Origin of the sequence: Streptomyces globisporus C-1027, from assembly GCF_000261345.2 — a bacterium.
GTDB classification, from domain to species: domain Bacteria; phylum Actinomycetota; class Actinomycetes; order Streptomycetales; family Streptomycetaceae; genus Streptomyces; species Streptomyces pakalii.
Window position 1 is genome coordinate 2,594,839 of the sequence record NZ_CP013738.1, and the last position, 18,922, is coordinate 2,613,760.

At 66.4% G+C, this 18,922-nt stretch carries 17 protein-coding genes and 1 tRNA gene; 8 read left to right on the plus strand and 10 right to left on the minus strand.

Annotated elements, in window-relative coordinates:
* Positions 1 to 6 precede the first annotated feature (6 nt).
* The 3 genes from WQO_RS11180 to ettA are packed head-to-tail and all read right to left on the minus strand — an operon-like array spanning position 7 to position 2,809.
* Positions 7 to 720 carry a DUF8010 domain-containing protein gene (locus WQO_RS11180; protein WP_010063042.1) on the minus strand — a complete coding sequence of 238 codons (714 nt, stop codon included), beginning with the start codon at positions 718 to 720 and terminating at the stop codon, positions 7 to 9.
* Entirely contained in the window at positions 717 to 1,139 is a 423-nt protein-coding gene (locus tag WQO_RS11185; RefSeq protein ID WP_003969105.1) for an acyl-CoA thioesterase, read from the minus strand. The genes WQO_RS11180 and WQO_RS11185 overlap by 4 nt, the downstream gene beginning before the upstream one ends.
* A gap of 5 nt (positions 1,140 to 1,144) precedes the next feature.
* Complete coding sequence (gene ettA / locus WQO_RS11190; protein WP_010063043.1) at positions 1,145 to 2,809, minus strand: energy-dependent translational throttle protein EttA; 1,665 nt, start codon at positions 2,807 to 2,809, stop codon at positions 1,145 to 1,147.
* 205 nt (positions 2,810 to 3,014) lie between these two features.
* Here ettA and WQO_RS11195 point away from each other — a divergent pair, with 205 nt between their 5' ends.
* Positions 3,015 to 3,590, plus strand: a complete 576-nt coding sequence (locus tag WQO_RS11195) for a hypothetical protein (protein ID WP_148660112.1) — start codon at positions 3,015 to 3,017, stop codon at positions 3,588 to 3,590.
* A gap of 107 nt (positions 3,591 to 3,697) precedes the next feature.
* On the opposite strand, the gene WQO_RS11200 is transcribed toward WQO_RS11195, so the two are convergent.
* The 4 genes from WQO_RS11200 to WQO_RS11215 form a co-directional block, all read right to left on the minus strand.
* Positions 3,698 to 5,191 carry a Cys-Gln thioester bond-forming surface protein gene (locus WQO_RS11200; RefSeq protein ID WP_010063044.1) on the minus strand — a complete coding sequence of 498 codons (1,494 nt, stop codon included), beginning with the start codon at positions 5,189 to 5,191 and terminating at the stop codon, positions 3,698 to 3,700.
* Between the two features lie 198 nt (positions 5,192 to 5,389).
* Complete coding sequence (locus WQO_RS11205; protein ID WP_010063046.1) at positions 5,390 to 5,851, minus strand: single-stranded DNA-binding protein; 462 nt, start codon at positions 5,849 to 5,851, stop codon at positions 5,390 to 5,392.
* Positions 5,852 to 5,965: 114 nt separating this feature from the next.
* Complete coding sequence (locus tag WQO_RS11210; protein ID WP_010063047.1) at positions 5,966 to 7,816, minus strand: YfjP family GTPase; 1,851 nt, start codon at positions 7,814 to 7,816, stop codon at positions 5,966 to 5,968.
* On the minus strand, positions 7,813 to 9,456 hold the full coding sequence (locus WQO_RS11215) for an ATP-binding protein (RefSeq protein WP_010063048.1): 1,644 nt from the start codon (positions 9,454 to 9,456) through the stop codon (positions 7,813 to 7,815). The genes WQO_RS11210 and WQO_RS11215 overlap by 4 nt, the downstream gene beginning before the upstream one ends.
* A 306-nt stretch (positions 9,457 to 9,762) precedes the next feature.
* On the opposite strand from WQO_RS11215, the gene WQO_RS11220 reads away from it, so the two are divergent.
* Both WQO_RS11220 and WQO_RS11225 read left to right on the plus strand, forming a co-directional pair.
* Positions 9,763 to 9,838: transfer RNA gene (locus WQO_RS11220), tRNA-Arg, on the plus strand.
* A gap of 131 nt (positions 9,839 to 9,969) precedes the next feature.
* Positions 9,970 to 10,995 carry a tyrosine-type recombinase/integrase gene (locus WQO_RS11225; protein WP_010063049.1) on the plus strand — a complete coding sequence of 342 codons (1,026 nt, stop codon included), beginning with the start codon at positions 9,970 to 9,972 and terminating at the stop codon, positions 10,993 to 10,995.
* Positions 10,996 to 11,057: 62 nt separating this feature from the next.
* Here the strand turns inward: WQO_RS11225 and WQO_RS34920 are convergent, their stop codons facing one another.
* Complete coding sequence (locus tag WQO_RS34920) at positions 11,058 to 11,798, minus strand: XRE family transcriptional regulator (RefSeq protein ID WP_167552032.1); 741 nt, start codon at positions 11,796 to 11,798, stop codon at positions 11,058 to 11,060.
* 1,549 nt (positions 11,799 to 13,347) lie between these two features.
* Between WQO_RS34920 and WQO_RS35965 the strand changes: the two genes are divergently transcribed.
* The 3 genes from WQO_RS35965 (at position 13,348) to WQO_RS11230 (ending at position 14,743) form a co-directional block, all read left to right on the plus strand.
* On the plus strand, positions 13,348 to 14,001 hold the full coding sequence (locus WQO_RS35965; protein WP_148660113.1) for a hypothetical protein: 654 nt from the start codon (positions 13,348 to 13,350) through the stop codon (positions 13,999 to 14,001).
* Positions 14,001 to 14,165, plus strand: a complete 165-nt coding sequence (locus WQO_RS37385; RefSeq protein ID WP_079055539.1) for a type II toxin-antitoxin system Phd/YefM family antitoxin — start codon at positions 14,001 to 14,003, stop codon at positions 14,163 to 14,165. Before WQO_RS35965 ends, WQO_RS37385 begins: the two co-directional genes overlap by 1 nt.
* Positions 14,166 to 14,362: 197 nt before the next feature.
* Positions 14,363 to 14,743 (plus strand): hypothetical protein, encoded by a 381-nt coding sequence (locus WQO_RS11230; RefSeq protein ID WP_237274094.1) that lies wholly within the window; start codon positions 14,363 to 14,365, stop codon positions 14,741 to 14,743.
* A gap of 27 nt (positions 14,744 to 14,770) precedes the next feature.
* On the opposite strand, the gene WQO_RS11235 is transcribed toward WQO_RS11230, so the two are convergent.
* Positions 14,771 to 15,613: an IS5 family transposase gene (locus tag WQO_RS11235; protein WP_058953856.1), complete on the minus strand. Its 843-nt coding sequence runs from the start codon at positions 15,611 to 15,613 to the stop codon at positions 14,771 to 14,773.
* 266 nt (positions 15,614 to 15,879) lie between these two features.
* On the opposite strand from WQO_RS11235, the gene WQO_RS11240 reads away from it, so the two are divergent.
* Positions 15,880 to 16,236, plus strand: a complete 357-nt coding sequence (locus WQO_RS11240; RefSeq protein WP_010056825.1) for a hypothetical protein — start codon at positions 15,880 to 15,882, stop codon at positions 16,234 to 16,236.
* Here WQO_RS11240 and WQO_RS35655 read toward each other — a convergent pair.
* Positions 16,226 to 17,046 (minus strand): IS5 family transposase gene (locus WQO_RS35655; protein WP_167552033.1). Its coding sequence is split into 2 segments (ribosomal slippage): positions 16,226 to 16,692 and positions 16,692 to 17,046, totalling 822 coding nucleotides; the frame shifts between segments, so codons are not numbered across the junction. The two genes, WQO_RS11240 and WQO_RS35655, sit on opposite strands and share 11 nt — an antisense overlap.
* 156 nt (positions 17,047 to 17,202) lie before the next feature.
* On the opposite strand from WQO_RS35655, the gene WQO_RS11255 reads away from it, so the two are divergent.
* On the plus strand, positions 17,203 to 17,877 hold the full coding sequence (locus WQO_RS11255) for a hypothetical protein (protein ID WP_010056821.1): 675 nt from the start codon (positions 17,203 to 17,205) through the stop codon (positions 17,875 to 17,877).
* Positions 17,878 to 18,922 lie beyond the last annotated feature (1,045 nt).

Below are 18,922 nucleotides of genomic sequence, written 5' to 3' on the forward strand. Positions count from 1 at the left end.
TCCGGTTCAGCCGGGCTCGACCGACAGGCCGAGCCCGCCGAGCCCGCCGGCCGGGTCGCGGCGCAGCGCGATCGAGCCGAAGGGCGTCCGCAGCCGCAGCCAGCCGCCCGCGGAGAGCAGCGAGACGGGGAAGTCCGGGTCGGGACGCAGGAAACCGAGGGACTGGGCGGCGTGCACGGCGCGCAGGGGCAGGTCCGTGGTGCCGACCGGCCGGGACCAGATCTCGCGCCCGATCCGGTCGCGCTCGGCGCGGGTGCGCGACTCCTCGGGCAGCGCCTCGTCCCGCGTACGGAATTCGGCGACGGCCTCGTCGAGCGCGGCGCGCAGCGCGTCGGGGGCGGGCAGCCCAGCCTGCTCCTGCCAGGGCCCCCGGGGCGGCAGGACGCCGGTCCAGGGCGGCCCGGTGACGGGCGCGGGCAGCGCACCTCCCCGCTCCCCCGGGCGCTCGACGTCGCCGTCGCCGGAGACGTCGAGGGACTCCAGCAGCTCCCCGGCCGACACCGTGACGTCGAGCGTCTCGGGGCGGGCCAGGCGGGCGGTGCGGATGGCGAGGACCTCGAAGGAGGGCGGACGGCCGAACACGGCCAGCGCGTCGCCGCCGCCCGCCTGCAACCGGACCGCGGCGGCCCGGTCGTAGTGAAGCAGCCGGCCGAGGAAGGCGGCGAGATCCGCCGCCTCCCTCGGGTCGGCGAACAGCAGCGACTGCACGGGCACGGTCATGCCGCGGCGGGCTCCTCTGCCAGGTACTGCTGGAGGAAGAGCTTCTCCTCGGCGGAGATCCGCCGGGGCCGCTCCGCCGCCAGGTCGTACGGCACGACGACGGTCGAGGCACGTACGTATACCTGCTCGGGGTCCTTGATCTCATAGGCGATCGTCAGGGACGCGGCGCCTATCTTCGTGACCCACGACTCGACGGTCACCGGCTCGTGCCGGTGGACCAGCGGCCGTACGTAGTCGATCTCGTGCCGGGCCACGACGGACCCGCCCGAGAACGACGGGGAACCGTCCCCGGGCGCCAGCCGGAACATGAAGTCGATGCGCGCCTCCTCCAGATAGCGGAGGAAGACCACGTTGTTGACGTGGCCGAAGGCGTCCATGTCCGACCAGCGCAGGGGGCAGCTGTAGAGGTGACGGGCCAAGACGATCAGCCTCGCGTGAGCTTCTTGTACGTGGCACGGTGCGGGCGGGCCGCGTCCGGGCCGAGGCGGTCGATCTTGTTCTTCTCGTACGACTCGAAGTTGCCCTCGAACCAGTACCACTTGGAGTCACCCTCGTAGGCGAGGATGTGCGTCGCGACGCGGTCCAGGAACCAGCGGTCGTGGGAGATGACCACGGCGGCACCGGGGAACTCCAGCAGCGCGTTCTCGAGCGAGGACAGGGTCTCCACGTCGAGGTCGTTGGTGGGCTCGTCGAGGAGCAGCAGGTTGCCGCCCTCCTTGAGCGTCAGCGCGAGGTTGAGGCGGTTGCGCTCACCACCGGAGAGGACGCCGGCCGGCTTCTGCTGGTCCGGGCCCTTGAAGCCGAACGCGGAGACGTAGGCGCGGGACGGCATCTCGACCTGGCCGACGTTGATGTAGTCCAGCTCGTCCGAGACGACGGCCCAGAGGGTCTTCTTCGGGTCGATGTTGGCGCGGGACTGGTCGACGTAGGAGATCTTGACCGTGTCGCCGATCTTGACCGAGCCGCTGTCGGGGGTCTCCAGGCCCTGGATCATCTTGAACAGCGTGGTCTTGCCCGCGCCGTTCGGACCGATGACGCCGACGATGCCGTTACGGGGCAGCGTGAACGACAGGTCGTCGATGAGGACCTTGTCGCCGAAGGCCTTCGAGAGGTTCTCGACCTCGACGACGATGGAACCGAGCCGGGGGCCCGGCGGGATCTGGATCTCCTCGAAGTCCAGCTTCCGCATCTTGTCGGCCTCGGCCGCCATCTCCTCGTACCGGGCGAGACGGGCCTTGGACTTGGTCTGGCGCCCCTTGGCGTTCGACCGCACCCACTCCAGCTCCTCCTTGAGGCGCTTCTGGCGCTTCTCGTCCTTGCGGCCCTCGACCTTGAGGCGGGTGGCCTTCTTGTCGAGGTAGGTGGAGTAGTTGCCCTCGTAGGGGATCGCGCGGCCGCGGTCGAGTTCGAGGATCCACTCGGCGACGTTGTTGAGGAAGTACCGGTCGTGGGTGACGGCGACGACGGCACCCGCGTACTTCGAGAGGTGCTGCTCCAGCCAGTTCACCGACTCGGCGTCCAGGTGGTTGGTGGGCTCGTCGAGGAGGAGCAGGTCCGGGGCCTCGATGAGGAGCTTGCAGAGCGCCACGCGGCGCTTCTCGCCACCGGAGAGGTTGGTGACCGGCCAGTCGCCGGGCGGGCAGCCCAGGGCGTCCATGGCCTGCTCCAGCTGGGCGTCCAGGTCCCACGCGTTGGCGTGGTCCAGGTCCTCCTGGAGCTTGCCCATCTCCTCCATCAGCGCGTCGGAGTAGTCGGTCGCCATGAGCTCGGCGACCTCGTTGAAGCGGTGGAGCTTGCCCATGATCTCGGCGGCGCCGTCCTGGACGTTCTCCAGGACGGTCTTCGACTCGTCGAGCTTCGGCTCCTGCATGAGGATGCCGACGGTGAAGCCGGGCGACAGGAACGCGTCGCCGTTGGACGGCTGCTCCAGGCCCGCCATGATCTTCAGCACCGTGGACTTACCGGCGCCGTTGGGGCCCACGACACCGATCTTCGCGCCGGGCAGGAAGTTCAGATTGACGTCATCGAGAATCACCTTGTCGCCGTGCGCTTTGCGCGTCTTGCGCATGGTGTAGATGTACTCAGCCAAGAGAAACCGTCCGGCAGCAATAGAGGTGTGGGCAGATACACCCATCTTGCCTGACACCCGCCCCCGGACGGAAACCCGTCCACCCACCGGCACCGGAACCCTGGTCACCGGGGCCCCCGGAACCGCGACGCGAGAGGGCATCCCCTCACCTCATCGCGGGCAGGTTGCCATCCATGTGACTTTCGCAATCAGCCAGGGGGATTCCATGGGAAGCGCGCTCATCGGCTTAGCCGCTGCGGTGGTCGGCGTGACAGGCACACTCATCGCCTCCGTTCTGTCGCAACGCCTCCTCGGCCGCGTCCAAGCAGAACAGTTCGAGCGCCAGCAGCAGGTGGCCGAAGCACAGTGGCATCGCGAGCAGCAAGTAGCCGAGCTGAACCGTCGACGAGACGGCTACATGCAGGTCAACGCTTCCTTTCGTCGCTACCGGACGCACCTCATCAACTTCTTGTGGACCGTACACAAGGGAGCTGTCACGCCGGAGGCTCGGGAGTCCGTCGAGGAGGCCCGACGTGATCACCACTCGGTTTTCGCGGGGGCTCAGCTCATCGCGTCCACAGCCGTTCTGGCCGAGTTGGATGAGATGACCACAGCACTGTCCGAGGTCTACCGACGGACCATGTGCCTGGAGGAGGGAAACCCCGATCCGGATGGTTCCTTCGATGACATAAGGGCAGACTTCGTCCGCCTTTGGGATCGCTGGGAGAGGATGCGCGGCATTATGCGCACCGACCTCGGCATCGGGCACGTCGTCGGCGACCCCCCGGCAACCGGAGCCTGACGGCACTGCCCCACGCCTGCCCGACGTCCCAGAACCCTTACCTGCGGGAAGCCTGGAGGGGAGGGGCTCCGGCACCGGAACCCCGGTCACCACGTGTGGACGGGTGTTCACTCACCGTCGGTGTGCGGCTTCTTCCGGCGGAGGGCGAAGACCGCGCCACCGCCCGCGACGAGCAGCCCGATGGCGACGGCGGCGAGCATCGGGGTGGCGCTGGAGCCACCCGTGGCGGCGAGGTCTCCCTCCAGACCGGACGAGGCGGCGCCGGTCGTGGCCGGGAGGGACTGCTCGGCGCTCTGCGTGCCGACGTCGTTGCCCGCGCCGCCCGCCTCCTCGCTCGCCTGCTCCAGGACGCTGCCGCTGGTGGCGCAGTCCAGCGTCCCGGTGAAGGTACGGCTGAACCCTGCGGGCCCGGTGACGGTGAAGTCGTACGCCTGGTCCTCGGCGACGGGGACGGTGACCGTGCTGGTCTCCCCGGCGGCGACGGTGTGCTCCTCACCGGCCAGCTCGAAGGTGAACGGCTCGTCGCCCCGGTTGGCGGCCGTGACGTCCACCCCGCCCTTCGCGCAGTTCTTCCGGGCGGTCACCGCCGGGGCGGCGCCGGTCTCGGCCCAGGTGGCGGTGGCCCGGGCGGAGACGGTCGACTCGCTGGAACCGGCCAGGATCTGGGTCTGGGTCCGGCCCGTCCCGGCGAAGGCCCGGCCGACCGGCACGGACGTGGTCGCCTGGACGGTCAGCGACGCGGTGCCGTCCGCGGTGTCCTTCGGCACGGCGAGGTAGAGCCGGTCCCCGTCGGACGCCTCGGTGACCGGGGCCCCCTTCTTGTCGGTGACCTGGACGCCGCTGGCAGCGGCGTCCACCGGGGGCGACACCGAGACCTGGCCCGCGGCGGTGCGGACGGTCACCGGCCCGAGCAGCTCGCCCGCCCGGCCGGAGACGGCGGCCGGCTCCAGGGTCAGCGAGGTCCGGGGCTCCTTCTCCTGGCGTGCGCTGCGCTGCAGCCAGTCGGCGAGCTTCTCCGCCTGCTTGTCCGACGCGGTGACGTCGGCGTTGTCCGAGTAGCGCCAGATGGCGACCTGGGTGCCGGCGGCGGCGGTCCGCTCCGTCAGCGGGCCGGTACCGGCCGCCTCGGCGAGCGCTGCCAGGTCGTCGACCTGCGGGTAGGAGTGCTGGAGGATCCAGCGGATCCTCCCCGCGTTCCGGTTGCCGCTGAGCGAGGTCTCGGCCCAGGGGGTCTCCAGGTACTTCGCCTGGTCCTGGGTGGGGTTGTGGAGGTCGATGCAGTAGGTCTTGAGCTTGCCGCCGCCGTCCACGGTCATCTCGAACAGTCCGGCGGGCAGTTCCTGGGTCCGGGCGGGCGCGCCGTCCTCCCCCGCGATGCGGAGCACGGCGCTGTCGAAGGTCTTGAGTCCGTCGAGCACGGCGGCCGCGCCGCCGTGATGCCGGCTGGTGTCGTCGGCCGCCGCAGGTCCGGCGCCGACGAGCGCGGCGGCCGCGACGAGACCGGAGACCAGCAGCGCGGCGACCGGGCGGAGGATCCCGCGGCCGGGGTCCGCTCCTGTCGTGCCGGACGACGCAGCGGACGCTGAAGGCGCAGAAAACACAGAATTCCCCTCCGGGCGAGGCCCTCGCGCGTGGTGCGCGTGTGGGGAATGCCTCGCCAGCAGACCCAAGTGACCCGTGAGCACTGGGAATCCTAAAGAACGGGCCGAGGTGAGTCCCCCGAACTACCCTTCGCCAACCATTCCGAATCGGAATCGTTATCGCGGGATGGCGCCCGAACGCGTCGCCGAACAGTCTTTTCAGGACACTGCGGCCATTGCGCCGACCTGTTCCCGTTCTTTCGGGGACTCCTCCGCGTCGCCGTCCGTGACGCGCTCCGGACGCTCCGTCAGTTGGGGTTCCATCCTGGGCGCCCGGCGGAAGGCGGCCGTCCCCCGGCTCAGGTCGTGGCCGACGGCGACGGCCTCGACATCGACGAACGTCCGCCGCTGACCGGCCTGTTCCTCCTCGCGGACCTTCAACCGCCCGTGCACGACCAGCGGTTCCCCGACCGAAACGGAACCGGCGAGATTCGCGGCGAGCGTCCGCCAGGACCAGACGGTGTAGAAGCTGGTACGGCCGTCGGCCCAGAGCTGTTTCTCGCGGTCCCAGCGGCGCGGAGTGACGGCGAAACGGAATCGCGCCATTCCTCCGGTGGCCGTCTCCCGGAAGTCCACCGCGGTCGCCGCGTTACCCACCAGGGTCACCAAGGTCTCGTTCATTTCCCGCCCCCGCTTTCCTTGTCTTCCGTGTCGCACCGCGCGTACCTCGTCGTCCGGCGGTGTGTACGCACTCCATGGTGGGGGCCGGAAAGGAATCGCGTCGGGGCCTGTGGACTACCGGCCGGTTGTGGAAAACTCCGTCACCGTCACGTACCGCTCGCGCACTTCCCGGTAGCGCACCAGCTCGGCCGCGACCGGGTCCAGGACCCTGGCCCGGCCGCAGCCGGCCGCGGCCTCGCGCAGCCGTCGCTCGGCGTCCTGCCCGTACCGTCTGGCCGGTCCCCGGATGGCCGCGGCGCAGGCCCACTCGACCAGCGGGCCGCCGACGACACCGGCCAGCATGATGAGCGCGGGGGTGACGAGCCCCGGCTCCAGGACGCCGATGATCTGGCCGACCAGCCACAGGCCGCCGAAGATCTGCAGGAGCGTCATCGACGCCTGGGCCAGCACCGCGGCCGGCCACCACTTCGGCCGGGGCGGCTTGGGCGGCCGTCCGCCGAGCTGGGGGACCGTGCTCCTCCCCGTCTCCGTCCCGCCGCCCTGCTTCGACGCGCCGGGGGCGCCTACCTTGACCGCCAGTTCGTCCAGCGCCTCGGGCAGCCCCTGCGCCCCGGTGAACGCGGCCTCGCGCACCGCCTGCGCCCAGGGTCCCGGCAGCCCGTCGGCGGCGTCGTCCGCGACGATCCGCACCGCCTGCTCGACCCGCTGCCGGGCCGTCAGCTCCTCCTCGGGCGGAGTGAGCGCCTGGCCCATCCGGTCGAGGCTGCCGGGCAGGCCCCGGTTCTCGTACCAGCGCCAGAGCCGCAGCCACGGCGTCCCGCAGGCCCGGCTCGCGTTGCGGCGCCACTCCCGCTCGGCGGCCTGTCCGGCGGCCGCCGCGCCGACGGCCTCGGCCAGCCGGTCGGTGAACTCGTCGCGGGCCCGCTCGCCGAGACCGGGCCGCCCCTCGGCGACGTACACCTTGCGCAGCCGGGCCGCCGCCGCGTCGACGTCGGCGGAGAGGCGGCGGGTGGCGGCGGTGCGGTCCGAGACGAACCGGCCGATCATCTCGCGGAGTTCGGGGACCCCGTCGCCGGTGAGCGCGGACAGGGACATGACCGTGGCGCCGGGTTCGCCGTGCTCGCCGAGCGCGATGCCGTCCTCGTCGAGGAGGCGGCGGAGGTCGTCGAGGACGAGGTCGGCGGCCTCGCCGGGCAGCCGGTCGGTCTGGTTGAGGACGACGAAGGTGACCTCCGCGTGTCCGGCGAGCGGGCGCAGATAGCGCTCGTGGAGGGCGGCGTCGGCGTACTTCTCGGGGTCGACGACCCAGATCACCGCGTCGACCAGGGCCAGCACCCGGTCCACCTGGTCGCGGTGCTCGGTGGCCGCCGAGTCGTGGTCGGGCAGGTCGACCAGGACGAGCCCCTGGAGCGCCTCGTCGAACGCGGCGGGCCCCGGATGGGGCCTGCGCCGCAGCCGCCCGGGGACGGCGAGGCGGTCCAGCAGTCCCGCCGCCCCGTCGGTCCAGCTGCACGCGATGGGCTGGGAGGTGGTGGGACGGCGCAGTCCGGTGTCGGAGATGGGGGCCCCGGCGAGCGCGTTGAACAGGGTCGACTTCCCGCTGCCGGTGGCTCCCGCGACGGCGATGACCGTGTGCCGGGAGGAGAGCCGCTGCCGGGCCGCGGCCTCGTCCAGGACGCGGCCCGCCTCGGCGAGGGTGTCCCGGTCGAGCCGGGCGCGGGAGAGTCCGACGAGTTCGCGCAGGGCGTCGAGCCGGGTGGGCAGCGGTCCGTCGGCGGGGGCGTACGCCTCGACCTGCGGCTCCGCGTCGTCCTCGGCGGGCGTGGGCGGCGCGGCTTCCTCCGCTTGGCGTGCCTCGGCCGCGCGCCGGGCGATGAGCCCGTCGTCCCAGCGCCCGTCCGCGCGCCCGTCCGGCTTCCCCGTGCCGTCGCCCTTGCCGTGGTCCTCGTCCGTGACGGCAGTCATCGCTGCCACCTCTCCTTCTGCAGTACGGAAAGCGCGGCGATCAGTTCGGCCTGGGGTTCGGGGGCGACGTCGAGCGCGTCGAGCGGGGCGAGGCGGCGTTCGCGTTCGCCGCCGAGGACCTGTTCGAGCGTGGTCGTCAGCTGCTCGCCGCCCTTGTCGCGGAGGCGCAGCGCGCCTTGGGCGCCGATGCGTTCGGCGAGCTGCTCCCCCGCCGCCCGGGCGCGCCGCCCGCCGAGCAGGGCGGCCGCGAGGAGGGCTGCGACGCTCTCGGGGGCGGGCGCCACGCTGCGGTCGAGCTGGCGCACCTCCTCCTCGGCCAGCTCCTCCAGAACCCGGCGCCACCGGCGTACGGCGACGGCGATCCGCCCTTCGACGTCCTCGGCGGGCCCCCAGCCCCCGGCCTCCCGTCCCGCGCCCTCGAACCGGAACAGGGCCCCGGCGGGTTCGCGGCGCCAGTGGGTGCGGATCTGTTCGTCGGCGGCGGAGACCGAGCACTGGAGCAGGGCCACCAGGCTGTCGACGAGGGCTTCGAGGAGTTCCTCGGGCGAGCTGTAGAGGGGGTAGCCGCGCCACCGGGTCCGCGCGTCCCCGGAGAGCACCGCCCCGTTCTTCAGCCGGCGGCGGATCCGGGTGGCTTCCTTGCCGTACGCCTCGTCGACCGCCGTGGTGAGCCGTACGGAGGCGGCGTACTGGGCGGCGACGGCGGAGGCCAGGGCGGGCATCCGTACGTTGAGCGACTCGATGACGCCGGAGGCGGTACGCCCCACCGCCTGCTGCCGGGCGGCGGGGTCCTGGGCCCGGTGGGCGAGCCAGGCGCGCAGCGGGGCGACGGCGCTGGCGGGGAGGAGCCCGCTGCCGCCGCCGGTGGACTCGGGCAGTTCGGGGATGGTGAAGCGGGGAACGTCCCCGAGTCCGGACCGGGTCAGCAGGGCCGCGTACTGCCGGGACACCTCGGCGATCACCTGGTGCGGCACCCGGTCGAGGACGGTCACGAGGGCGGCGTCGTACTCCTTCGCGGTACGCAGCAGATGCCAGGGCACGGCGTCGGCGTAGCGCGAGGCGGTGGTGACCATGACCCAGACGTCGGCGGCGCAGATGAGTTCGGCGGCGAGGACGCGGTTGCGGACGACGAGCGAGTCGATGTCGGGGGCGTCCAGGATGGCGAGCCCGCGGGGCAGGCTGAGCGCGGTCTCCACCCGCAGGGCGGCCTCCCCGTCCTCTCCGCGTGCGGCGAGGTCGTCGAGCCCGTCGGGGTCGGGCGTCTGCCCCGGCGGCAGCCAGATCCGGGTGAGCTGCGGCAGTACCCGTACGCCCGCGAACCAGTGGTGGTCGTCCGGGTGGCAGACGAGCACCGGGGTCCGGGTGGTGGGCCGCAGCACTCCGGCCTCGCTGACCCGGCACCCCACCAGCGAGTTGACCAGGGTGGACTTCCCGGCCCCGGTGGATCCGCCGATCACGGCGAGCAGCGGCGCCTCGGGGTCCTTCAGGCGTGGCAGGAGGTAGTCGTCGAGCTGGGCGAGGAGTTCGACCCTGGTCTGCCGGGCGCGTTCGGCCCCCGGCAGGGGCAGTGGGAGACGCACGGCGGCGACACGGTCGCGCAGGGCGGAAAGTGCGTCGATGAGCTGAGGCCGTACGTCCATGGTCACCACATGCGAAGAATGCCCAATTTTGGAGCCTTTTTGAAGCGTATAGACCCCTCTGCGCGGCGGTTCCACCCTCTGGACAGAGTCAGGACAGAGGGGACGAGTGGGGCAGGGGCATAACGACTGCACAACACCCGGCGCGTGGTAGGCGAAAAGCGCTGCGGGAATCGCACCTACCTGCGATTATCGGTTCGCTTCACCGAACCTCCACAACGTGCCACGCAGGTGAAGCAACCGGGTCCAGGGGATCGGAGCCCTATCCTTGTCCCGGCACGGCCACGGAACCACCGATCAGGACTCCCGGCCCCCGTAGCTCAGTGGATAGAGCAGGCGCCTTCTAAGCGCTTGGCCGCAGGTTCGAGTCCTGCCGGGGGCGCCACCGACCTTCCTGACCTGCACTTCATGGTCAGGGAGGCCACGGAAGGCCACGTGACTCACCTACTCGTAGCAGCTAGGTGAGGTGCCTAGAGAACTGGCCCTTGCCTAGCTCCCGTTCCAGGGAGTCAACGCATGTCGGCAGAGCTTCGTTCCCCTCTCAGGGCAGCCAGCGCCACCAGGAGCACCCTCCGAGCAGTCCCCGACCAGTTGGGACAGTCGGACGCCAGGGCAGCCCTACAGGCCGACTACGCCACCCACCTGAGGGCTAGCAACAACAAGCATGGTCGGCCGTACCAGGAGAAGACTGTCACTGCGTACTGCAAGGCAGTCAGGACCCTGGATCAGTGGATGACAGCAGAAGGGATGGAAGGGGACTTCCTCTCTCTGGACACTGCCACGCTCAACCGGTTCTTCCGTTGGTACTTCGACAGCCACAACCAGGGAGGGACCAACACTCTCCAGAGGAACCTTCGTACGTTCTGCTCCTACCTGGAAGCTGAGTACGACACCCCCAATCCCTACCGGGACAAGAAGCTCCAGAGGTATGCACCCCCGACTGGAGCCAAGCCCAAGACCCTGAGTCACGACTTCATTGGCGACCTTCTTAAGGTGACTGGTAACGGCCACCCGAGGATCAGGGACTTTGAGAAGGTCAGGGACCACGCAATTATTAGGGTCCTGACTGAAGGACTGAGGGCAGAAGAACTCCTCACTCTCCGCCTTGACTATCTGCACCTCGAACAGGGCCTGTTGCAAGTGGTCCCCCTCAAGGATGCAAGGGCAGCAGGAGAGGGCCGGATCATTCCCCTTCAACCCAAGACCGTGGTTGCTCTGACTCGCTATCTCAGGGCCAGGGAATCCCACAAGCTGAGTGGAGGGGAATGGCTGTGGCTCGGCTCCAGGAACAGGGGCAGGCTCACCTACTCCGGTCTCTATCGGATGCTCGGCAGAAGGGCTAAGGACTGTGGCTATGGATCAGTCAGCCCTCACCAGTTCCGGCACACCTTCACTGACGACCTTCTCTCTGCTGGTGTCTCAGGGGAGGACGTGATGACCGTTGCTGGCTGGAAGGATCGGACCATGCTCAAGCGTTATGCGGCTGACATGGCCACCAGCAGGGCAGTGAAGGCAGTCAAGAGCCAGGGGGACAGGTACTAGCCCTTAGAGGGGCGCTGAGAGCCTTACGGGAGGGACCAAGCTAAGGCTTGGCCCTCCCTTTGTCATGCAGTCACCGAGACAGCAGTACCCCTGTCCCACAGTTCTTCTGCATGCTCCGAGAACCGGGAGAACATCCCATCTCCACCAATCCGGCGGAGATGAAGGAGAGGGGAGTCGTGCCCCACAAGCCTGGCTAGGTGAGGAGTAACCAAGGCTTGGTCATCGAACCTGAACACCGACAGAGACACATGGTTCATGGCGTCATGAGGGGAAGAGAACCTAGCCTCTACCCCTTCCACTCCACCAAGCCTTTCCAGGTGCTCCAGAGTGATCCTGATCCGAGTGGAGACCGTAAGGGCAACACCCTCAATCTCTTCTCTCTGCCTGGTTACCTCTCCATTAGGGTCACCCAGAAGGAACCTGACACGGCAGCCGTTCTCAGCCTTCCGCCGAACGGTGCCGATGAAGTCTGGAAGCTGAGACCACAGGAAGTAATTGGTGTAACCGGCCAAGAAGATATCCCGGCCAGAGTCCTTGACCAGATCAGACCAGACGGTTGAAGGGCAGGCAGAGCGATAGGGGTAGCTACGAACAATCTCCCTGTCTTCACCTGTCTTCACGCGGTCAGTGATGAGCTTCGGCCACAACACGGTCTCTTCCTCCACTCCCAACGCCCTACAGGCATCCTCCCGGTTCCTCGGGTGAGGGATGAGCCCGGGGTCACTGAGCCACCTCTCGACGGTCTTCCCAGTGACCCCCACAGCCAAGGCCAAACGCCGTGGGGTGAGACCGGCAGAGTCCATAGCAGTACGTAAGGCTGTGTTCAAGAGTCCCCCAGTGGACATCTAGGCGTTCTTAGAGGCTAGCGCCGAGACAGCCCAACTGTCCCCAGTCCGGGGCAGATACGGCCCCAATGGGGGCCGATGGTCACTCCATGACTCGCTACGTGGTGATCAGCACTCCCGGCCAGACTGGCTACGTGATCCTGGACAAGCACCTGTTCGGGTACTGCACCCTCCCGGATGACAGCAGTGCAGGGCATCCCAATCTTCTGCCTCTGGAGTGGAAGACAAGGGGGGCTGCAACAGCCTGGCTCAATCGGTGTTACATCCTCTGGAGGTCTGGAATGGTGCCAGCACCAGACGATTGGGAGCCCTTCTCTCCACAGATTTCCCCATGGGCCAGGTGAATAGTCCAGAAGAACCGGGTGGGGCCTGCCTTAGAGCAGGCCCTTCTCTGGTTTCTATGGCGGATGAGAGAGGGGACAGTCAACCCCAGCACATACCCCGTCCCCCTTTCATCTCCGCCAACCCCTGTGTCTTGTGATCCATGCTGCATTTCTAATGGGTCTCACACACCACACCACGAGTCCGATTTAAACACCCCCGGGTAACTCTCTGCTGATATCAGGCATTCTTTCTGTCACAGTCTGTGCTTGGCCTCTGCTCCTCTCTGCATTCACACAGCTACTCAGCGGAGAGGAAAGGGGAGAGCTGGGACAGGGAGATAGATATAGATAGTAGGGGCGGGCTGGATATGAATAACCAATGCCATTGATGAGCGGGGAGAAAGACTCCCCGCCTTATGACACCCACTGTGATGGGACAGCTACTGAAGTGGTGTCATCCTTGAGGATGATATTCAGTGGGCCAGTCAAGCAAACCCCCAGCTTGACGGTATATCCATAGGTGGAGGGGAAAGAAAGTTCCTGGACCCCGTATACGAAACAGCCAGGTATCCGGTATATCCATAAGTAGAGGGTGCTTACTCCCCCTCGCCTGGTTGTGAAAACAGCCACTACAACGGTATATCCATAAGTAGAGGGTGATTACTTCCCCTCCCCCACACACTCCACCCCACTCGATCGGGGTGGTACATGAAGGTCTGGTCCCCTTCTGTTGGTGCACGCCAGTGGCCCGGTTCTCTCTGGAGGATCGGGCCTCTTGCATTTCACCAGAGGCAGACCAACACCTGAGGCAACGAAGGTGTGACCAACACCCGAAGCAACACTCACACCCACACGGGCAGCCGGACCGAACCGGCCTGCCCTTTTTTTGATTGGAGTCAGACCAACATGAAGCGCCACTACCTGAAGCAGCCCAGTGGATCGGTTCGCTGTGTCCTCTGCCGACAGCTCTTCCCTTCTCCCTCCGCCTTCGGTGCTCACTGCATCCCCAGGGGTGAGAGAAGGGGCAATGGAGCAACCCTCTGTAAGCCTGCCTAAGAGGCTTTCAGGGGCTAGCCCTAGCAACTCCTCAGACAGACACTCAGAAGCCCCGAGAAGGGCACACAGACACCACCTATGCATACGGGGGCATTAGAGCCCCCGTTCCAACAGAAGGACCAACACCAATGAGCAACACCGATGAGACCTGCGTAGTCCATGGCTGCACCAACCCTGCCAAGCCTGAGCGCACCACAGAGGCAATCACCCTCACCATCTGCCGAGAGCACGTGTGGGACCTGGCTGCCTGGCATCACGAGTCGGCAAGGAACGCCATGGCGGAAGTGAAGGAGCAAGGGCTACTGCTTGGACCCACCAGGGGATGGACGTACATAATCCGGCTGAGCAATGGCAACGTGAAGATAGGAAAGGGAGGCACCAGGAGTAAGACCCTGACCGACAGGCTTCAGTCCCTCTCTACGGGCCTCACAGGGAACCAGGGTGTTCCTGTTCATGTGCTTGCAGTTCTCCAGGGAGGGACCAGCACAGAGCTTCTGACACACAGGCAATGGCTGCACCTTCGAGTGCCTGGCCAGATGGAGGAGTTCTACCCTGACCCATCTCTTCTCCAGTGGGCAGAGGAACAAGGCATTCACCCCGATGCAGGGCCTGAGGAGTTCCAGGGGTGGCAGGAAAGGAAGCACGCAGACCCTAAGAGGAACAAGGCAGAGGAGTGGGCAGAGGAGCTGAACGTCAGCACCCGGCTCACCGGAGAACTGAACAAGGACCCCAGGGCAGATTGGAGCCTTGAGGTTAGGACCGAAGACGATTGGAAGTTCTGATGAAGGTAGCTATCAGCGACGCAAAGGCCCGACTGCCTGAGTTGGTTCGGGCGGCAGACCAAGGGCAGACAGTAGAGCTGACCCGATACGGAAGCACTCAGGCAGTCATCATCAGCGAGGAGAGGTACCAGCGGCTGACACGCAGCCTTATGAATGGTGACTAGAAAGCCCTGAGAGCCATTCTCAGGGCCTTGCAGTATCCAGGTGACCCGATGCACCAGGGATGCAGTGCGCGGCTCCTAGAGAGGCACACAGCAGGCCTTACGGGTACGGGACTAAAAGAGCGTTTTGTCCTGGCAGGAGTGTTTGGGAACGCAGCGCTGGCGTGGATGATTGCGGGGTGTTGGTCCAAGTGGAAGCGGTGGGGAAGGTCGCCGACGGGCGCGCGACGGTTCGGGTGCGCTCGGAGGTGGGTGCCGCCGCGGCGTTCTGGTGCGGCGGTCCGACGGGAGTGGGCCGCGAACATCACGTGGAGTGGACGGTTGAAGAGGACGCGGCCTGGGGCGGCAACACTCGACCGGCCACTTCAATTTCACCCGGGGTGGATGAGAAGGAAGGCGACCGGATCGTCTTTCGGGGGCGGTTGGGCCTGACGGGCGATGGCGGAGCCACGTTGGAAGTAGCCGGAACCCACATCCTTTTCGACCTCGCCGACCCGCCGCCATCGACTGCTGTCGATGGAACGTGGGTCGAGATCAGCGTGGAGCGGAACAGCGTCAGCCTGTGGCCCTACCTGCTGTGATTCACAGGAGCCCGACGCTGCCGCCGTTCAGCTGTCGCGCCAGTTGTGGGTCGATTCGCGGGTGAGTCTGCGGCTCATGAGGTCGATCATCGCTATGTTGATCATGGCTTCGGAGCGGTGAGGGTGGGTTTCGTAGTCGCGGGCGAGGCGGCGGTGGTGCATGAGCCAGCCGAAGGTCCGCTCGACGACCCAGCGCCGCGGGATCACCTTGAAGCCCTTCTGGGCGGGGTCGCGGCGGGTGACTTCGACGTCGATACCGAGGCGGGCGCCGTGGTCGATGGCCTTGGTGCGGTAGCCGCTGTCGGCCCACGCCTTCGTGATGCGGGGGCTGCCTTCGGCGATGTTCGAGAGCAGGCGGATTCCGCCGGCGTTGTCGGAGACGCTGGCGGCGGTGACCAGCACGGCCAGGAGGAGGCCGAGTGTGTCAACGCCGATGTGGCGTTTGCGGCCCGCGATCTTCTTGCCCGCGTCGATGCCCTGGCCGGCCGCGGGCACGTTGGCCGAGGTCTTGATGCTCTGGGCGTCGAGGATGCAGGCGCTGGGCTCGGCGTCTCGGCCCTCGGCCTTCCGGACCAGATGTCGCAGGAGTCCGTTGAGCTGGTCGAAGACGCCGTCCTTCTGCCAGGCGGCGAAGTATCCGTAAACGGTTTCCCACGGGGCGAAATCGTGTGGGAGGTAGCGCCAGGGGATGCCGGTCCGGTCGACGTAGAGGATGGCGTCCATGATCCGGCGCAGGTCGTGTTCGGGCGGCCGCCCGATGTCCAGGCCCTTCCCTCTGCGTTCTGCTCGCCAGGCTGTCAGGGTTGGTTCGAGCAGTTCCCAACGAGCATCGGACAGGTCACTCGGGTACGGCCGCTGTCGGCGAGGCATGTTTCCGTAGTACCGATGGCCGCCGTCCCGCTACAGGGCGCAAACAGGCGTGAGCGGGGGCGTGTTGGGATCAGACAGGAGCGAACGGACCGAAGCGGACCCTCGAAAGCCGTCATCCGCATCACCTGTCACAAGAGACGTCTGCTGGCTCAGCCAGCCTGAAGCGGCCCGTCGCCCGAACTGCAATGAAGCACCTAAGCCGGAGCAAAACGCTCTTTAAGACGTCGTTTCTTATGGCTGTCAGAGCAGTGTGAGAGCCTCCTGGCATGAGCTACGACCTGGCCGTTTGGGAAGGCGAGCGACCGACGGACGACAAGAGCGCCCGCCGGTCCTTCAGCGACCTGTACGACCGCTACCTCGACGGTGATGTCAAGGAGCCTCCGTCCGAGCGCATCACTGCCTACGTCGCGGGGCTTCTTGACCGGTGGTGTGACATCACTGAGGACGAGGATGAGACGTCGCCGTGGTCGGTCGGGCCGCTGATCGACGGCGCAAGTGGTCCACTGGTCTACTTCGGGTTGGCCTGGGGCAGGGCCGAGGAAGCGTCGGCCCATGCGGCAGTCGTGGCGGAGTCCATGGGGCTGGTCTGCTTCGACGTGCAGCAGGACCGGATCAGGCCGTGAGCAGAGTCGCCAAGCGGCGTTGGCCGATGAGGGTTGCGGCTATGCCGACGAAGGCGAGAAAGTGTTCGGGCTTGCGTTCGTAGCGGCGGTGCAGCCGTCGGCAGCCCGCCAGCCAGGACACGGTTCTCTCGACCACCCAGCGGTGTCGACCCAGCCGTTGCGAGGATTCGACGCCCTTGCGGGCGATGCGGTGGCGGATGCCCCGCTGGCGGAGCCATCGACGCAGGTGGTCGTAGTCGTAGCCCTTGTCGGCATGTAGTTTCGCCGGCCGTCGGCGCCGGGGCCCGCGGCGGGACCGGATGGGCGGGATGCCGCGTACGAGCGGCTCCAGGCCCTGACTGTCGTGCATGTTCGCGCCGGAGATGCCCAAGGACAACGGCAGTCCGTTCCGGTCACAGATCAGGTGGATCTTCGATCCCGGCTTACCGCGATCGGTCGGATTCGGTCCGGTCAGAGGCCCCCTTTTGCAGCCCGCAGACTGACCGAGTCGATCGCGCACCGCGACCAGTCCAGTTCACCTCGCGCTCCGAGTTCATCGAGGATCACGCGGTAGAGCTTCGCCCAGACGCGGTCCCGGCTCCACTGGGCGAACCTGCGGTAGACCGTGGGCCAGGCCGGGCCGAACACCGGCGGCAACTGCCGCCACGTGCAACCCGACGTCGCCACGAAGATGATCGCAGCCAGAGCCTCACGGTCACCCGCCCGACGTCGGCCACCACCCTGCGGACGTATCACCACCGTCGGCGGCACCACCCGCCTGAACAACGCCCACAAATCGTCCGGCACCAACCGCTCCAGGAGATCCGTCATGCACGGCTCAACGAACGATCAAGCCATAAGAAACGACGTCTAAGGTCCCTCCCCCTGGAAGAACAGAGCAGCAGTACCCAACCAAGGGGCTCTTACCAATCCGGTGAGGGCCCCTTTCGCATGCCCAGATGTGGGCGGAGAGAAAGAGGACCAGACGTGAACAGCAGCTACGAGCATCTGTACACCGGAGACCTCGGCAGGTTTGCCGAACAGTTCAAGGCAGGCACATGGGCCGGTACAGCCAAGGCAGGGAAGCAGTGGCCCAAGGGGATACCCGGTCAGACTTCCATCGTGGCGTTTATGGCCGGTGCCCCATTCAAGAGGAAGGGGACCGGCTTCCTTGCCCTGTTCTCCAGTGGCATTGAGAGGCACCGGAAGATGCTCAACCGCAGGGGGCGACACCGGGTATCGACTGAGCCCCTGGCTAAGTTCGCATTGCCAGCGGAGCACCTGCCCCCTACTGGCCAGGCTTACGGCTGGTATCAGGAAGTCATCCACTACGTACCGCTCAGCGCTATGCACGTGGCTAAGCAGCTAGCCCGGCTGGCAGGGGATGACTGCGGGGTGACCATCCCTTGGCGCTCCTTGGCTGATGCAGTGGGTAAGGCTGACCGACTCAATCGGACCGTTGCGTACGTTCAGCGAGGAGTAGAGGCATTGGTCGATGGGGGGTGGCTGACCGTAGAGACAGTGGGCAGCAAGCGGGGAGCCAAGACCACGTTCTCTTTCCAGGTGGGTGACCACAGCGAGGAAGCCAGAAGGACAGCGAGCAGCTATTCGGAAGACCATGACCTCTTGATCGCTGAAAGCCTGGCCGATGAGACCGACTGACTTATGTACAGAAGAGTAGGGCGACCACTTCCCGCGACTTATGTACAGAAGAGTAGAACGGCACTCCGGCCATGGGGCCTACGCGCCTTAGTGGTAGTGACTGCGACTTATGTACAGAAGAGTAGAGACCGACAGTCCTGACTTATGTACAGAAGAGTAAGCAGGTCAGCAGCCCTACAGTATGCCCTCACCAAAGAGCTGCTGACTTATGTACAGAAGAGTAGTGGCCTCTCTATAGAACTGCACAGTCCGTTCCTTTGGAACAGATCGTGCGGTGAAGCAGACTGAAGACCTGTACGTCACTCCGGGCTAGGGCCCTGCGCTCCTATGGCGGAGGAAAAAGACTGTCGTCAAGGGGGAGCGACCCTAGGAGCGATCCCGTACAGAACCAATGGAACTCTACGGCTGCCCCCCTTAGGTCGGGTCAGCCTGTAAGAGCATCCCCTTTCATCTCCGCCAACAGCCGCACGGTCTGTCTCGAAGAGACGGCATGTGCAGTACCTAAGAGAACCAACCAAACCTTACGAGAGCTACGCCTATGGGCTGCGCTCTCTGCAACTAGAAGGGACCAACCATGTTCAAGCTTCCCAAGACCAGCAAGCCCAAGGCCATCACTCTCAGCCGTAAGCAGCTCCGGGCTATCAATCCTCTGTGGCTTGAGGACTACTCCTTCATCCGCCGACTCACCAAATAACCAAGGGGCCCTGAGCTAGAGCGAAGGGTTCCCCGTAGAGATTGGACTACCGATGAACCAGACCGTTACTCGCATCAACTCTCTTCTTCTCCGCCTACAGATTGCAGACCGACAGAACCGGCAGGGTGGAGCTGAAGGGATGGTTGCCCGACTGGCCGAGCAGGTGCAGATACTCGAAGAGCTTTATGCCCTTAGCCCTCTGTTCCGTATGAGGCTGATCCTGGCGGAGATGAAACTAGCTGGAGCCAGGAGCATGGTAAGCAGCAATCAGTAACCAAGGAGAGGCCGGGATCTAAGTCCCGGCTCTCCGTAACCAATCAGCGTAACCGTAACCAATGGGTGTAACCGATG

Coding starts and splice junctions, on each gene's coding strand:
- WQO_RS11180 (WP_010063042.1), bottom strand. CDS start 720: ATGACCGTGCCCGTGCAGTCGCTGCTGTTCGCCGACCCGAGGGAGGCG.
- WQO_RS11195 (WP_148660112.1), top strand. CDS start 3,015: ATGGGAAGCGCGCTCATCGGCTTAGCCGCTGCGGTGGTCGGCGTGACA.
- WQO_RS11205 (WP_010063046.1), bottom strand. CDS start 5,851: ATGAACGAGACCTTGGTGACCCTGGTGGGTAACGCGGCGACCGCGGTG.
- WQO_RS11210 (WP_010063047.1), bottom strand. CDS start 7,816: ATGACTGCCGTCACGGACGAGGACCACGGCAAGGGCGACGGCACGGGG.
- WQO_RS11215 (WP_010063048.1), bottom strand. CDS start 9,456: ATGGACGTACGGCCTCAGCTCATCGACGCACTTTCCGCCCTGCGCGAC.
- WQO_RS11225 (WP_010063049.1), top strand. CDS start 9,970: ATGTCGGCAGAGCTTCGTTCCCCTCTCAGGGCAGCCAGCGCCACCAGG.
- WQO_RS34920 (WP_167552032.1), bottom strand. CDS start 11,798: ATGGACTCTGCCGGTCTCACCCCACGGCGTTTGGCCTTGGCTGTGGGG.
- WQO_RS35965 (WP_148660113.1), top strand. CDS start 13,348: ATGAGCAACACCGATGAGACCTGCGTAGTCCATGGCTGCACCAACCCT.
- WQO_RS37385 (WP_079055539.1), top strand. CDS start 14,001: ATGAAGGTAGCTATCAGCGACGCAAAGGCCCGACTGCCTGAGTTGGTT.
- WQO_RS11235 (WP_058953856.1), bottom strand. CDS start 15,613: ATGCCTCGCCGACAGCGGCCGTACCCGAGTGACCTGTCCGATGCTCGT.
- WQO_RS11240 (WP_010056825.1), top strand. CDS start 15,880: ATGAGCTACGACCTGGCCGTTTGGGAAGGCGAGCGACCGACGGACGAC.